Origin of the sequence: Bacillus siamensis KCTC 13613 (assembly GCF_000262045.1) — a bacterium.
Taxonomy (GTDB): domain Bacteria; phylum Bacillota; class Bacilli; order Bacillales; family Bacillaceae; genus Bacillus; species Bacillus siamensis.
This window is the reverse complement of sequence record NZ_AJVF01000013.1, coordinates 646,034-660,129: the sequence shown is the minus strand read 5'-3', so window position 1 is coordinate 660,129 and position 14,096 is coordinate 646,034. Positions and strand designations below refer to the sequence as shown.

20 protein-coding genes are annotated in these 14,096 nt (G+C 45.6%); 14 read left to right on the top strand and 6 right to left on the bottom strand.

Going from position 1 to position 14,096, the window contains the following annotated elements; genetic code table 11:
• Window positions 1-6: 6 nt before the first annotated feature.
• The 13 genes from Y79_RS0103440 to Y79_RS0103375 all read left to right on the top strand — a co-directional run bounded on the left by Y79_RS0103440 (window position 7) and on the right by Y79_RS0103375 (window position 8,195).
• Window positions 7-984 carry an XkdQ/YqbQ family protein gene (locus Y79_RS0103440; RefSeq protein WP_016936441.1) on the top strand — a complete coding sequence of 326 codons (978 nt, stop codon included), beginning with the start codon at window positions 7-9 and terminating at the stop codon, window positions 982-984.
• Window positions 984-1,250, top strand: coding sequence for a DUF2577 family protein (locus Y79_RS0103435; protein WP_016936440.1), 267 nt, complete (start codon window positions 984-986; stop codon window positions 1,248-1,250). The genes Y79_RS0103440 and Y79_RS0103435 overlap by 1 nt, the downstream gene beginning before the upstream one ends.
• A gap of 143 nt (window positions 1,251-1,393) precedes the next feature.
• Window positions 1,394-1,819 carry a DUF2634 domain-containing protein gene (locus Y79_RS0103425; protein ID WP_016936438.1) on the top strand — a complete coding sequence of 142 codons (426 nt, stop codon included), beginning with the start codon at window positions 1,394-1,396 and terminating at the stop codon, window positions 1,817-1,819.
• The gene (locus Y79_RS0103420) at window positions 1,812-2,858 is read left to right on the top strand and encodes a baseplate J/gp47 family protein (RefSeq protein WP_016936437.1); all 1,047 of its coding nucleotides are present in this window, start codon (window positions 1,812-1,814) and stop codon (window positions 2,856-2,858) included. Before Y79_RS0103425 ends, Y79_RS0103420 begins: the two co-directional genes overlap by 8 nt.
• Window positions 2,842-3,420: a YmfQ family protein gene (locus Y79_RS0103415; protein ID WP_016936436.1), complete on the top strand. Its 579-nt coding sequence runs from the start codon at window positions 2,842-2,844 to the stop codon at window positions 3,418-3,420. The genes Y79_RS0103420 and Y79_RS0103415 overlap by 17 nt, the downstream gene beginning before the upstream one ends.
• A complete protein-coding gene (locus Y79_RS0103410) occupies window positions 3,417-3,689 on the top strand; it encodes a hypothetical protein (RefSeq protein ID WP_016936435.1) in 273 nt (90 codons plus the stop codon). The genes Y79_RS0103415 and Y79_RS0103410 overlap by 4 nt, the downstream gene beginning before the upstream one ends.
• A gap of 2 nt (window positions 3,690-3,691) precedes the next feature.
• Window positions 3,692-5,305: a hypothetical protein gene (locus Y79_RS1000000121370; RefSeq protein WP_016936434.1), complete on the top strand. Its 1,614-nt coding sequence runs from the start codon at window positions 3,692-3,694 to the stop codon at window positions 5,303-5,305.
• A 12-nt stretch (window positions 5,306-5,317) separates the two neighbouring features.
• Complete coding sequence (locus Y79_RS0103400) at window positions 5,318-5,698, top strand: XkdW family protein (protein WP_016936433.1); 381 nt, start codon at window positions 5,318-5,320, stop codon at window positions 5,696-5,698.
• Window positions 5,699-5,702: 4 nt separating this feature from the next.
• Window positions 5,703-5,900, top strand: a complete 198-nt coding sequence (locus Y79_RS0103395) for an XkdX family protein (RefSeq protein WP_016936432.1) — start codon at window positions 5,703-5,705, stop codon at window positions 5,898-5,900.
• A gap of 48 nt (window positions 5,901-5,948) precedes the next feature.
• A complete protein-coding gene (gene xepA / locus Y79_RS0103390; RefSeq protein WP_016936431.1) occupies window positions 5,949-6,710 on the top strand; it encodes a phage-like element PBSX protein XepA in 762 nt (253 codons plus the stop codon).
• Between the two features lie 51 nt (window positions 6,711-6,761).
• On the top strand, window positions 6,762-7,025 hold the full coding sequence (locus Y79_RS0103385) for a hemolysin XhlA family protein (protein ID WP_003154815.1): 264 nt from the start codon (window positions 6,762-6,764) through the stop codon (window positions 7,023-7,025).
• Window positions 7,026-7,039: 14 nt separating this feature from the next.
• The gene (locus Y79_RS0103380; RefSeq protein WP_016936430.1) at window positions 7,040-7,303 is read left to right on the top strand and encodes a phage holin; all 264 of its coding nucleotides are present in this window, start codon (window positions 7,040-7,042) and stop codon (window positions 7,301-7,303) included.
• 13 nt (window positions 7,304-7,316) lie between these two features.
• Window positions 7,317-8,195: an N-acetylmuramoyl-L-alanine amidase gene (locus Y79_RS0103375; RefSeq protein WP_016936429.1), complete on the top strand. Its 879-nt coding sequence runs from the start codon at window positions 7,317-7,319 to the stop codon at window positions 8,193-8,195.
• A 36-nt stretch (window positions 8,196-8,231) separates the two neighbouring features.
• Here the strand turns inward: Y79_RS0103375 and Y79_RS1000000121150 are convergent, their stop codons facing one another.
• The 6 genes from Y79_RS1000000121150 to Y79_RS0103350 all read right to left on the bottom strand — a co-directional run bounded on the left by Y79_RS1000000121150 (window position 8,232) and on the right by Y79_RS0103350 (window position 12,706).
• A complete protein-coding gene (locus Y79_RS1000000121150) occupies window positions 8,232-8,357 on the bottom strand; it encodes a hypothetical protein (protein WP_141228459.1) in 126 nt (41 codons plus the stop codon).
• 96 nt (window positions 8,358-8,453) lie between these two features.
• On the bottom strand, window positions 8,454-8,624 hold the full coding sequence (locus tag Y79_RS0103370) for a type II toxin-antitoxin system SpoIISB family antitoxin (protein WP_003154807.1): 171 nt from the start codon (window positions 8,622-8,624) through the stop codon (window positions 8,454-8,456).
• On the bottom strand, window positions 8,624-9,370 hold the full coding sequence (locus tag Y79_RS0103365; protein ID WP_016936428.1) for a type II toxin-antitoxin system SpoIISA family toxin: 747 nt from the start codon (window positions 9,368-9,370) through the stop codon (window positions 8,624-8,626). Before Y79_RS0103365 ends, Y79_RS0103370 begins: the two co-directional genes overlap by 1 nt.
• A 106-nt stretch (window positions 9,371-9,476) precedes the next feature.
• The gene (locus tag Y79_RS0103360; RefSeq protein ID WP_016936427.1) at window positions 9,477-10,475 is read right to left on the bottom strand and encodes an inorganic phosphate transporter; all 999 of its coding nucleotides are present in this window, start codon (window positions 10,473-10,475) and stop codon (window positions 9,477-9,479) included.
• Between the two features lie 12 nt (window positions 10,476-10,487).
• Window positions 10,488-11,105, bottom strand: coding sequence for a DUF47 domain-containing protein (locus Y79_RS0103355; RefSeq protein ID WP_016936426.1), 618 nt, complete (start codon window positions 11,103-11,105; stop codon window positions 10,488-10,490).
• 284 nt (window positions 11,106-11,389) lie between these two features.
• A complete protein-coding gene (locus Y79_RS0103350; protein ID WP_029575218.1) occupies window positions 11,390-12,706 on the bottom strand; it encodes an APC family permease in 1,317 nt (438 codons plus the stop codon).
• 321 nt (window positions 12,707-13,027) lie between these two features.
• On the opposite strand from Y79_RS0103350, the gene Y79_RS0103345 reads away from it, so the two are divergent.
• Window positions 13,028-13,978: a ring-cleaving dioxygenase gene (locus tag Y79_RS0103345; RefSeq protein ID WP_016936424.1), complete on the top strand. Its 951-nt coding sequence runs from the start codon at window positions 13,028-13,030 to the stop codon at window positions 13,976-13,978.
• Window positions 13,979-14,096: the final 118 nt, after the last annotated feature.

Below are 14,096 nucleotides of genomic sequence, written 5' to 3'. Positions count from 1 at the left end.
GAGAAGATGATTGAACTATTTGTTATAAAAGAAACGGAGTGGCTCGAGCTTGTCACGGAAAGCGTAACGCTGGAAGGACACAGATATCAGGCGCCCCGCTCCATCGAAGCGACAATTGTCGTAAAGCAGGGCAGCCAGACGTATTACGGCGTATCAGAAGGGGATACGGTTTTGTTCAAATGGAACGGAAAAGAGCTGTTCCGCGGCATTGTCTTTGCAAGAACGCCGGATGAGCATACCGTCGCCTTCACCGCATACGATATGCTCCAATACCTTGTGAAAAACCAGGACGTTTATGTGTTTTCCAACAAGCGCGCCGATCAAATATTAAAAAGGATCGCCAGCGATTTTCAAATTCCCGTGACATCCATTGCCAACACAGGGCATACCATTAAATCACTCGTTTTCAAAAATGATACAAGTCTTTACGATATGATGTTAAAAGCGTTAAAACAGACAAAAAGCCAGACGGGCCGCAATTATCAGCTCTATTCAGAAAAAGGCAGACTCGGCTTGCGTGAATGGCCGGATCCGTCTGACATTTGGGTGCTGGAAACAGGAGTTAATATTACAGGGTATCAATACAGCACTTCAATTGATGATACCGCAACCCGTGTCGTCATGCGGCTGCAAAAAGACGATAAAACCGTGAAGGCTTCCGCGTCAGACAGCGCGGGCATGAAAACATTCGGCGTTTTACAGTATACCGAAACGGTTTCTGACGACATTAACGAAGCCCAGCTGAAACAGCGCGCAAAAGTGAAGCAGGCTGAGAAAAAAGGCGTTAAGAAAGAGCTGAAAAATATACAGGCGATCGGTATTCCGGGGTTAGAAAGCGGATTGCCGGTCTATATCTCAATTCCGGAAATCGGGCTGAAGAAAACTTATTATGTAGATACGGACCGCCATGAATTCCAAGGAACAAAGCATACCATGACGATTGATGTCACGGAGAAAAATTCACTTCCGGAGGGGACATCCTGATGAGATTAAGCGATGCTATTAAACATTTAGCCGTCGGGGCGGTTGACGCCGAAGCGCCGGTGGAGCTGATGACGGCGGAAGTGACCTCGGTTTCGCCGCTCGAGCTGAAGCTGAAAGATCACGACAAACTTTTGATTCCGTCTGATGCACTCATTGTGCCGAAGCGGCTGAAATCCGGCGGAGATGATCAGCTCCAGGCAGGAGACCGGGTGATGACCGCCGCATTAACAGGAGGACAGTCCTTTTTTGTGCTGGATAAAATTTAACCGCATTCGATGAATGCCGGGAGTGTGACTTTGAAAATTCATCCGTCTGGACAGAAATGTATTAAAGATATCAGCCTGTTAAAGCCGCTTCTTTTTCTGAAGAGGGCTTTTTTACATGAATAAATCAAAAAGGAGCGGGTGCAATGGCCCTGACACCGGAAATCGAATTTGAAGATTTGGAGGATGCGAGTGAGGCCATTGAAACTTCACAAACCTACCGAATTGATTTTGAAAACAACCGGATTACCAATGAACTGATAAACGGACTGGACGCCATCAGACAATTCGTCTATATCGCTCTTCACACAGAACGGTATTCATATTCTGTTTTCAGCCATGATATCGGGAATGAACTGCAGGAAGTGCTTTCTGATCAAAACACGACGGATGCTTATAAAAAAATGGAGATTCCAAGACTGATAGAAGAAGCCTTGCTGTATGATGACCGGATTTTGGCTGTTGCCAATTTTGAGATTGAGAAAAAAGATGATGCCTTCATCGCCTCTTTTACCGTTGAAGCGGATGAGGGCATGCTTGAGATAGAGGAGGTGCTGGGAGAGGATGTTTGAAGCTCAGACGTTTGACGGCATTATGGACAGAATGCTGGCGCGCATTACGGCGGATATTGATACGAGAGAAGGAAGCGTCATTTACAATGCGCTCGCGCCTGCGGCCGCTGAGCTCGCAAAGTCTTATATTTGGCTTGATACCGTGCTGGAGCTTGTTTTTTCCGATACGGCTCAAGGAGAATTTCTGGACAGGCGGGCTGCCGAAGCGGGAATTGAACGAACATCTGCCACAAAAGCGGTCAGAGCCGGAGAATTCACAGCGGGCATCACCATTCCGACAGGCTCCCGTTTTTTCGTCGACAACCTGTATTTTCAATATACAGAGGATGGAACGCTCGAATGTGAAACGGCCGGAGAAGCGGGGAATGCCGGCATTACAGGTCAAAATCTGCTGCCGCTTGATACGATTCCCGGGCTTGAGAAAGCGGTCATGGGCGATATATTAATTCCCGGCCGTGAGGAAGAAGATGACAGCAGCTTAAGGACACGATATTTTACCCGAGTCCGCCGGGAGGCAGTCAGCGCAAATAAACAGCATTATAAACAGTGGGCTGAAGAAGTGGACGGTGTCGGCAGAGCGAAAATCTTCCCGCTTTGGAACGGAGACGGAACGGTGAAAGTTGTCATTACAAATGCGAATTTGGAACCGGCATCAGATATTCTGATCAAGAAAGTAAAGGATTATATTGATCCCGATGAAGGCCAGGGAGAAGGCCAGGCGCCGATCGGAGCTGCAGTAACAGTGGAAAGCGCGGTATGGAAAGAGATCGAAATCTCCGCTTCCGTGCTGCCTGAACTGAACAGCTCGATCGATGACGTGAAAGCGGAGATTGAAAAAGGCATCCTGAATTTATTTAAGAAAATGGCTTTCGAAGAAAACACCGTCCGCTTATCACAAATTAACAACATCGTTTATAACGCGGCATCCGTCAGTGACTACGCAGATATCAAAATGAACGGTGCGGCGGAAAATCTTGTGCTCAGTGATGTGGAAATTCCTAAACTCAAAGGGGTGACAATCCTTGAGCAGACTCGATGAGATGACGGCATATCTCCCGCCGTTTTTAACTCAATTAAAAGAGATGGCGGAAATTCTTGAGGCGGAAGCTCCCGAGTTTGAGCGGCAGAATAACGATATTTTCGATTTGACAGACCAGCTTTTTATTACGACGGCGACGTGGGGGCTTGACCGCTGGGAAAAAATATTAAAAATACCGCGGGAGTCAGGTGACACAGAAGACATGAGACGGCTCAGGCTGATCTCGAAGATGTCGAATATTCCGCCCATCACCCATCAAGCGATCGAACAGGCGCTAAACCGTTTTTTAAAACATCCGTCAGCTTATGTTCGGATGTTTCCGGGGGAATATCGTTTTTATGCCGATATGGAGCTTGATGACCTGCAGTACATGAACGACCTGATTGAAACGCTTGAAAAAATCAAACCCGCTCATTTGGCGTATACACTGAGAGCTGCATTAAACGAAACACTGGAAATCAAAGACCGGGTCATTCTCAACAATCGGAGATACCGAAAAGTCAGTGAACTGAAGGTCGGTTATTCCGTCACACTCAACAATAACGAGGTGGTCTTACCATGATATCAGCCGCTTACAGACAGCGTGCCGCAGCCGATTTGAAAAACAGGATCACAAAAGTGCTGTTAAACGGCAAAGAAACACCGATTGCGGACATTTCTGTAAAAGATGCCGCAGTCACCGTTCTCACACGCAGGGAAGAAGACATTAAACATATTGAAACCGTGCAGATGCTTGACGAAACAGGGAGCATCATCACAGAACGAAAAACAAATTTGGACCTCAGCAATAACAGAACGCTTGATTTAAGATTTACTTTTGAGGTGGTGTAACGATGGCTTACGAAGAAAAAACAGACTGGCTTCCAGACGACCCGATTAACGAAGATGACGTCAATCGCTGGGAAAAAGGCATAAAAGACGCACACACGGATCTGGCGGCCCATAAAAATGACATGAACAACCCGCACAAAACGACAAAGGCCCAAATCGGCCTCGGAAACGTGGATAATGTCCAGCAGGCAGCAAAAAAAGATTTCGACCAGCACAATCAAGATCAGAACCGGCATGTGACGATAGCTGATAAGGATAAATGGAATGCAGGACAGCTGTTTAAAATCACTGCCGATAATGGCACTCAGAAAATCAATTTAACTTCCGGCTCGTTTTATGACTCGTTAAAAGACGTTGGTTCTGTAACTTTTTATGGAACCAATGCAGTAACAGACAACCCGTCAAATACGAGCCTGCGCGGTATGCAGTTAGTGGGGCAGCCTGGAATAGGTAATGGTTATGCCGTAGACGTGAAAGGTAATGCATGGTGGTTTTACTATAACTCTAATCAAACAGCAATCAATTGGTATCCTATAGAGTCTACAACTGATGTGCAATCAAAGATAGATGCCCATGCTAATAAAACAGATATTCACGTAACAAAAACTGATAAAGACAAATGGAACAATTCGCAGTTAAATAAAATTTCGAATGATGACGGCCAGCCGTTATTAAATGTCACAACTGATCTTCATGCTGAATTGTTAAACTATCCGTCATTAACCTATTTCTCATATGAAAAAACTGCGGCGAATACCCCGCCTGCAGGCGGACGCGGGTTTTGGACCTGCAGCGTCGGAAAGTCATATGGTCATGTTCTTGCCATGACAAATGACAACAGAACATTTCGTAAGTCTTTGGCAAATAACGTTTGGAGTGATTGGGTTGAGTTGGACAGCACAGAAGGTGCACAAAAACTAGTAGACGCTCACGCCAATAAAAAAGACATCCATGTCACACAGGCGGATAAAAATATGTGGAACGGCGGGCAGCTTTCCAAAATCACAAACGACAGCGGCGGCATTCTTCTCGCGATTGGTGATGAAGATAACTTTCTTGAAAAAATTGTGAAAAACGGCAGGGCGTTCGGCACCTTTTATTCAACCGGCAAAGCGGCAAACAGTCCGAGCAATGCTTCGACCCGCGGCATGTTTCATTTTACCTCTATTGACAGTGAGGGAAAGGGAACGTTTGGGTATGTCATTGCCATCGATTATAAAAATAATATGTTCACGAACTATTTGGATTTGAACTTGGGCTGGCAGGGCTGGAGGCGGATCGTTACCGAACTTGATACTGAAAATGTTCCTTGGATAAATGTTCCTTATAAAAATGGCGCTAAGTCAGGAGACAGGCCGCTTCAATATCGCAAAGTGGGAAACACCCTTCACCTGAACGGACACGTTCTTACGGACAGAGAAGTGGTATTCGGCAGTGTGCCATCCTCTTGTGCGCCGGCAAAAGGCGTTGTGACTATGGTCGCAGCCAGCGGCACCACCGGTTACAGTAAGATTGTTATTTATTCTAATGGAGATATGAAGCTGACGGGAATTATGGCCAATATAGAAAATAATGTTAACGGCTATTACATTGATCTTGTTGTGGCCCTCACGTAAAGGAGCGAGAATATGAAATTAATATTTCCGTATGACAATGACAACATTTATACAGGCAGTCCGGTTGAGCTTTATCCGGATTCTGAGACAGGAGATTATATAATGCCGGCTAACGCTGCGGACTTTCCGCCGGAAATAAACGGCGAAGGCATGTGGCGCCCATTTTTTGATGAGGAAAAACAAGAATGGGTGGAAACGGCTGATGAAGCATATAAAAACAGTTTAAAAAAAGATATGGCCCCCGATGCAAATTCATTAAACCAGCTTGCGGGCCTCGGCGCGCAGCTGGCAAATGAGAAATTGGCCAGAAAAGCAGCCGAACAAGCACAGCAGTCACTCGGCGTGCAAATAGCATCTTTAAAACTGGAACTCTTAAACGTAAAAGGAGAATGAAAAAATGAAGAGACTTAACTTTTGGGTTTACGCTTTGTTTTATAAGTGGGCCTCAACAGAAATGGTCAAACAGGCTATGGGCTATAATGACTGTTCTGCCGAAGATCTGGCTGAAGGGGTGGCCGCGCACTATATCACGCCTGAGGAATTTCAAGAAATAACGGGTGAAACATACGCAAACTATAAAAATGCTGTGTCATAAGCCAAACGGCTTTTTTTATTTGTCATTTTTAAAAAAGGAGGATGGCCAATGATAAAGCATTCATTTGAATTTCCCGCTGATCAACTTGGCAGGCCAGGCGCCGTAAAAGCTTATCGCGGTAACAAAAACGATTATGCCACACCGGTTGCTGATTTGTCCGGAATGGCAGAGCTGCTTACCAACACGCCGCTGCAGGCAATTGAAGTTTACAGCCAATTCGGACAAGACCGTTTAGGGGCCGTCTTAATAGACAGAGCACAGGGTTGGGCTTATTCGGACCGCAGCGGAACTCTTTTTATCGAAGAGAGCGAAGATAACAATTCGTGGACAGCTTCACATTCTGTCACAGTCAAAGGCGGAGTGCTGACCGCTTCGGGGTGGGTCTGCCTGACAAAAAGATATTACCGGTTCCGTTTTGAAAATGGAAATCAAAAGCAGTCCGAATTTGTTTTATACCAATCCGTCGGTACGGGCGGTGATATGGCGTTTTCATATACAGACGTGATTTTTCATGAAGATGCAGCAGAGGCGGGCGAGGGGGTCATCTTCTCAGCGGGCGCCTGGAAAAAACTTCTCGTCGAAATCACCGGCACGGCTGAGTCGGGCCATGTCGCGTTTTGGGGAAGGTCTATCTCGGGGAAAAATGTGCCGATCAGGGGAATCAGATCTGACGACGGAACCTCAGCCGCCGGCACGTCAGGCACAGGAGAAGTGTGGTTATTTGATATTGCCGGCTTTAAAGAAATCGTCATGGAAATCAAGAGCATTTCCGGCGGCAGCCTGTCTGTCAAAGGCACGGCATTTTCTTAAGAATGAAGCTTCCGAAGGGAGGTGAGAACAATGTAAGAGGGGGGAGCGGAAGTGCTTCTGGATGAACAAGCGGTGCAAAAAGAATTCGCAGGCATTAAAGGTGAACAAAAGGTGCTTGAACAGCGGGTGGCCGCATTAGAGCGGGTATCCGACCGGCAGGATCAGCAAATCATGACGCTGAATGAAAAACTGAACAAAATTGACGAAAACACAACATGGATTAAGCGGACCATTACAGGAGCGATCGTGACAGCAATCTGCACGGGCGTCATTGGCGGAGCCATCGCCATCATGTACAATCTGCTGCAAAAGTAAGGGGGAAAACCGATATGAAATTCGCGGACAAAGGCACGGTCGTCAGGACGGTGCTTCTTTTGCTTGCTTTATTAAACCAGACTTTGCTGATGTTCGGCAAATCGCCGCTTGATATTCAGGAGGACCAGGTCAGCCAGCTTGCAGATACACTGTATGCCGCCGGATCGGCCGTTTTTACGATCGTAACGACAGCCGCAGCCTGGTTTAAAAACAATTACGTCACTGCAAAAGGGAAAAAACAGCAGGCTTTATTAAAAATAAACAATTTATCGAAATAGGAGAGATGAGAACATGGTAAAAATCACACAGGATTTTATCCCGGCAGGAAACAATAACCGCCCCGGCTATGCAATGACACCGATTTACATTACGGTGCACAATACGGCCAATACCGCAGCCGGCGCTAACGCCAAAAGTCACGCAAACTATGTGAAAAACCCCGATACGCCGACAAGCTGGCATTTCACAGTCGATGATACGGAAATTTATCAGCATCTTCCGCTCAACGAAAGCGGATGGCATGCCGGAGACGGAAACGGGGACGGCAACCGCAAATCTATCGGTATTGAAATTTGTGAAAACGCCGATGGCAACTTTTCAAAGGCCGTGGCAAACGCCCAATGGCTCATCCGCACATTAATGACGTCGCACGGCATCCCGCTTTCAAATGTCGTTGCGCACAAACATTGGTCAGGAAAGCTTTGTCCGAGAAGACTGTTGGATACATGGGACGAGTTTAAAGCGGGAATCGGTTCTGAGGAAAGACAGACGTATACTGTTCAAAAAGGAGATACGCTGTCGGCCATCGCGCGAAAATTCGGCGTCAGTGTGGCTGATCTTCAGAAATGGAATAACATCGCAGACCCGAATTTGATTAAAGTCGGACAAGTGCTGTTTGTCAGCCCGCCGGTTGAAGCACTGTATCCTCTTCCAGATGAGGTGATTCAGCTGACAGAGCCGTACACGTCCGGTGAAAAAGTATACCAGGTGCAAAACGCGCTCGCCACGCTTTATTTTTATCCTGAAAAAGGAGCTGTCAATAACGGCATTGACGGCATCTACGGACCGAAAACCGCAAATGCCGTGGCCCGATTCCAATCTGTAAACGGACTGCCGTCTGACGGCATCTACGGTCCCGCTGTAAAAGCGAAAATTCTGATGCAGCTTTAAAAAATAAAAGGCTGGGTCCCGATCACATTACGGGATTCAGCCTTTCTTCTTTTTTAATCGGTTCAATAGCCCGAGACTCCTCGCCCGCATCCTCAGAGAATAAGCGGAAAGCCCGAACCGTCCGTAATCCACAAACTTTACGCGCCTTACAATTTTCTTCACATCATCACCTGTCGCATCTCTTTGTTGATTTTATTATATGAAATATAAGGAAAAAAGGAATAAGGACAAGAGCCGTGTCTCCTGTCCTTAGTGTAATCAAGCTTTTTTTTGTTTATACTTGTCAATCAGCCGTTCGTTTTCTTTGAAAATTCTGGCGGTATGAGGGCTGACCTGGTAACTTGCGATACTTGTCATTGAGCGTTTTTTAAACATTTTGAACGGTTTCGCTCTTTGTTCCGGCTGCCCGTTTTGAAATGCCTGCTCCATTATTCGTCACCTTCCTCTTCTATTGGCAGCATTAAATCATAAATGCTCGTGAGCGATGTGAAAAGCAAATAATCGAATTCCGTCAACAGGTTTTCTGACGTCAGTTTGATCACATAATGGCGGTCCTGGACTGTAAACGGAATAAGCACAAGCCTGCCCTTTTGATCATAGTAGACGTCTTTTCGGTTAAGGCGGGACTGAACGTCTGCCGCATCAGGCATATGCTCCGTCAAGCGGTCCTTATCCGACTGTGCCGAATAGTCGCACAATGAAGCCGTGACATTCATTTTTTCTGCATAAGCGGCCAGCAGTCTGCTGATGCCTTCTGCATAAGCTTCTGTACTTCCATAATATACATGGATCGGTTCATTTTTCAACAGATATTGATAGGTTTTCAGTTTTTCAAGGTAGGAGTGAAGCATTTCATTGTTTTCTTCCAAAATCTCCCTCGTATCCGTCTCTAATTCATTGCCGGCGAGCTTTTTGATATATGCGCTCAAAAAGATAAACGCATCAATAAGAGCAAAGCAGACGGCAACAATCAAATATTGTCTCCATGCGGAAAAGAGCGATTCGGGATCATATGTCCAATAGACCATGGAGCCCAGTACAAATAGTAAATACCACGTTTTACGGATGGCAAACATTTTTTCTTTTACCTTTGCCTCAAACCGCCAGGATGCGTACACATATAAAATGAGTGCGGCGGCCATCGTCCACACCATGATCTGAAAAAACATGAGCATGAGCATCCCTCACAATTCGAAAAATGGTCTGCTATGTTCATTCTATGTCATGACATCATTTTCCTGTCACAAAAAAACCGCTTCTGTAAAGAAGCGGATGCCGTCATTAGAAAAAGAGATCTAAGATGAAAAAGGCGATGGCGCCGAGTGTGCCTGCAATCGGCAGGGTGATGACCCATGTAATGAGCATCCGTTTAGCCGTTCCCCAGTTTACGCCTTTTACGCGGTGGGAAGCGCCCACACCGAGAATGGAAGACGAAATGACGTGCGTCGTGCTGACAGGGAGATGAATAAACGTGGCCCCGAAAATAATGGCTGCGCCGGTTAAGTCGGCAGATACGCCGTTTACCGGACGGATTTTCATAATTTTACCGCCGACGGTTTTAATGATTTTCCAGCCGCCGATGGATGTGCCGAGACCCATTGCCAGGGCACAGGAGAGCTGCACCCAGAAAGGAATCGTATCACTTTTATGTAAATTGGCCGTCATAAGCGCCATCGTAATGATACCCATCGCTTTTTGCGCGTCGTTTGTTCCGTGTGTATAGGACTGAATGGCAGCCGTCAAAATCTGCACTCTGCGGAAGCGTTTATTTGTTTTCGCCAGATTGCTGTCTTTAAAAATCAGCTTCACGATCGAATATACGATAAAGCCGAGAACAAAGGCGATGATCGGTGATAAAATAAGTGCTTCGATAATTTTAATGAACCCTTTATAATTAAGCGTCGCAAAACCTGATGCTGCAATAGCCGCACCGGCGATCGCTCCGATAATCGCATGTGAAGAGCTGCTCGGAATGCCGAAATACCATGTGATCAAGTTCCAGGCGATTGCGGCGAGTAAAGCAGCAAGAATGACAACCGATCCGTTGTCTAATGTATAAGGATTCACAATATCTTTCGTAATGGTTTTCGCCACACCGGTAAACGTCATGGCTCCGAGAAAGTTCATGATGGCGGCCATGATAATCGCGTGCCGCGGCTTCAGCGCTTTTGTCGAAACTGAGGTGGCGATTGCGTTGGCGGTATCGTGAAATCCGTTAATGAAGTCAAATACCAAAGCGCAAATGACAATTAATATCGTTAAAAGTAATAGAGTATCCATTATAACCCCTCGTTACGCGTTTTTCATAATGATGGTTTCAAGGTTATTGGCAACGCTTTGGCAAGAGTCGGCAATTTCCTCAAGCGTTTCGTAAATCTCGCGGTACTGAATCACTTTAATCGGATCGGTTTCTGTGCCGAACAGATTTTTTAATGATTTTCTGTGCAGGTTGTCACAGTTGTGCTCATACTCTTTAATTTTGATGGCGTGAGGCTGAATGTCCTTTAAGCGGTTTTCTGCCAACAGCTCAGTTGCAATTAAAATTTCTTTCGCACATTCTCTAATGTATCCGCTGAATTTGTCGATATGCTCGTCTGATGAAGTAATTGAGAAAATCTCCATCATGGCAGAGAAATGTTCAATTCCGTCAAGCACATCATCCAGGCTGTTTGTCAGCTGAAGGATATCTTCGCGTTCAATAGGAGTGATGAATGCTTTGTTAAGCTCTTTAATCATGACATGAACATGATTGTCACCTTTTGTTTCGTATTCTTTTAACGTATCTGCAAATTCTTTAAGTGTTGTTTGGTTTGTGACTTTAAAGTTCACAAAATACTCTGCAGTTTCATCTATATTTTTTGCGATTTCTGTTAAAAGGAGTGAGAACTTATCTTTTTTTCTTTTTATCATTAAAAACCCTCCATTGTTTGAATGAGACAATGCACACATCAAATTATTATATAGCCTTTTGTCGAAAAAAAACAGATGAAGTCGAAAAAAACGCCTCTTGATTTTTTCGTAAAAACGTGTCTCATCCTGTTTTTCTTATGTTACCCACTTTGCCAAAAAAACGTAACATACTTCGAATTCAGACATCTTGCTTAAAAAGTATAACAAAAGATGTGAATTTGCTGTCAACTTTTGCACGTGATTTTGCCGAAAAAAAACGGCTCCCGTAAAAGGAACCGTTTTTGTCAGTCATTTCTGCGGTTTTTCAGCCAAAAATAAAGCGGGAGTCCGGCAAGACCGATCAAGATGGAAAGCCCGCAGCTCAGTGTATCTGTAATGATCGTGCTGATCAGCACAAACAGTGAACCCGCTATGGCCAAAACAGGAATGACCGGATACAGAGGCACGCTGTAGGCGCGCGGTTTTCCGCCGCTTTTTTTTCTTAGGATGAAAACGGCGAAAAAGGCCATGACGTAAAAAATATAAATCATGAAAATAGAGATTTCAGACAGCTTATCAGGGTTGCTGATGATCATAAAAATAATAGCCAGCGCGATCTGAAATGACACGGCAATCCAAGGAGTGCGGAACGTCGGATGCACCCGTGAAATCTGTCCGGCAAACGGCAGCTGTTTCCGTTCCGCCATTGCAAACGAGACACGCGGAAAAGCGAGAATCTTTCCGTTTAAACAGCCGAAAATGCTGACGATGATCCCGACGCTGATCAATTTTCCTCCGATACCGCCAAACAGCATTCCGGCAGCGGTGCCTGTGGCATTTTCACCGAGTTTGACAATGTCGGTCGCGGGAAGAATGTGCAGCAGTGCGAAGTTAATGAAAAGATAAATGGCGGTGACAACCAAGAGTCCGCCCGTCATCGCTCTCGGGAGAAGCTTTTCCGGGTTTTTCATTTCACCGCCGAGAGCCGCAAGCAGAATCCAGCCGTCATAGGCAAACAAGGTAGCCAGTATGGCAGCGCCGAAATTCATTTCTGACATGCTGCTTGTAACGGCTGTGAAAATATGCTGATCGCCTTTCCAAAGGCCGAACACAATCATGCAGATAATCGGAATCAATTTGCCGACCGTCGTAATTCCCTGGACGATGCCGCCATATTTCGTTCCGATAATATTAATGATGCTTAAAAACAAAACGGCTGCAATTCCGATCAATTTAGACCAGCCGGAATCCCAATTGAACAAGTGCGCCATCAAAGAGCCGAAATACAAGCCGATTGCTCCGATAATCGCGGGTCCGTAAATGATGATTTGCACCCAGCCGCATAAAAAGCCCCAAAATTCGCCGTACACTTCTTCAAGGTATGTATAGAGTCCGCCCGTTTTCGGAATCTGAGTGCCGATTTCCGCAACGGTCAAGCCGCCTGCAAGCGTCAAAATGCCTCCTAACAGCCACGCGATAAGCGCGGTTTTTGCATCACCGGAGTAGGCAAGCACGGCGCCTGGTTTCATAAATACGCCGGAACCGATGATGGTGCCGATAACAAGTGAGAGGGCGATGGTAAGGCCGATCTCTTTTTTTAGTCCGTTTTCTTCAATCTGCATATCCTTTCCCTCCAGATGTAAAATCGTCATGCTGAAAAAACTATTTTCCATATTGTAAACCCTAATTGCTGAAACACGAATAAAATAAATTTTCTGATTTCGGCTTTTGGCTTAAAAACAAAGGTTTTCGCTTTTGATAAGAAAAATATCTTATTTTAAAAACGAACATTAAGAGTTTTAAAATTTCTATAGTTCGTTATTTTGAAGACGGAAATCTGCAGACCGTCGGCAAAGCAGATGTGTTGACTTTATGCTCCGGATAACATAAATTGTATATATAAAATATCTCGAAATCGAGATAATTGAGTGGAGGATAACATAATGAAAGTTAACGGAATACACCATGTATCAGCAATGACGGCTGATGCGCAGAAAAATTTAGATTTCTATCGGGACATCCTGGGACTGAAACTTGTGAAAAAGTCCGTAAACCAAGATGAACCGACGATGTATCATTTGTTTTACGGTGATGAAACAGCCAATCCGGGATCTGAATTGACGTTTTTCGAAATTCCGCGGATTGCGCCGTTTCATGCGGGAACAAACAGTATTTCTTCAATCGGCCTGCGTGTCCCGGATGCACAAGCGCTGCAATATTGGAAAAAACGATTCGAAGAGCATCAGGTCGCTCATGGCGACATCGTGACAATAGCGGGCAGAGAGACACTCGCTTTTCAGGATCATGAAGGACAGCGGCTTGTACTGACGGCTGACGAAAAAGGAAAAGACATCGGTGAAGCGGTGAAACAAAGCGGCATTCCGGAAGAATATTCTTTCCGCGGTCTTGGTCCCGTTGAATTGACTGTCCCGTATGCGGAGCCGACGCTGCGTGTGTTAACCGATGTGCTCGGCTTCACTGAAATCGGAAAAGAAACCCATGAAGACCGGGGCACAGTTACAGTGCTGGAATCAGGAAACGGAGGCGCGCGCACGGAAGTCCATCTGATTGAAAGAAACGATCTTCCGCGAGAGCGTCCGGGGAAAGGCAGCGTCCACCATGTGGCCTTCCGCGTTCAGAATGAAGAGGAGCTTGCTTTATGGCACCGCATCATTACAAAAGAAGGTTTCAGCAACTCAGGCATCGTAGAGCGTTATTATTTCAAAGCGCTGTACTTCCGGGAACCGAACGGAATTCTGTTTGAATTGTCAACGGATGGTCCGGGATTTATGGTTGATGAAAAACCTGAGGAGCTCGGCAAAACGGTGGCGCTTCCGCCTTATCTCGAACACCGCCGTTCTGAAATAGAAGCGCGGCTGAAACCGATTCAATAAATCAGGAATAATGACAGATGCCTCCCGCGGCTTGAGGGAGGCATCTTTTTTTGCTTTCTAAAACCGTTTTGTCATTCTTTTTACCCATTTGTCAACGGCAAAATAATTGTCTTTGTTT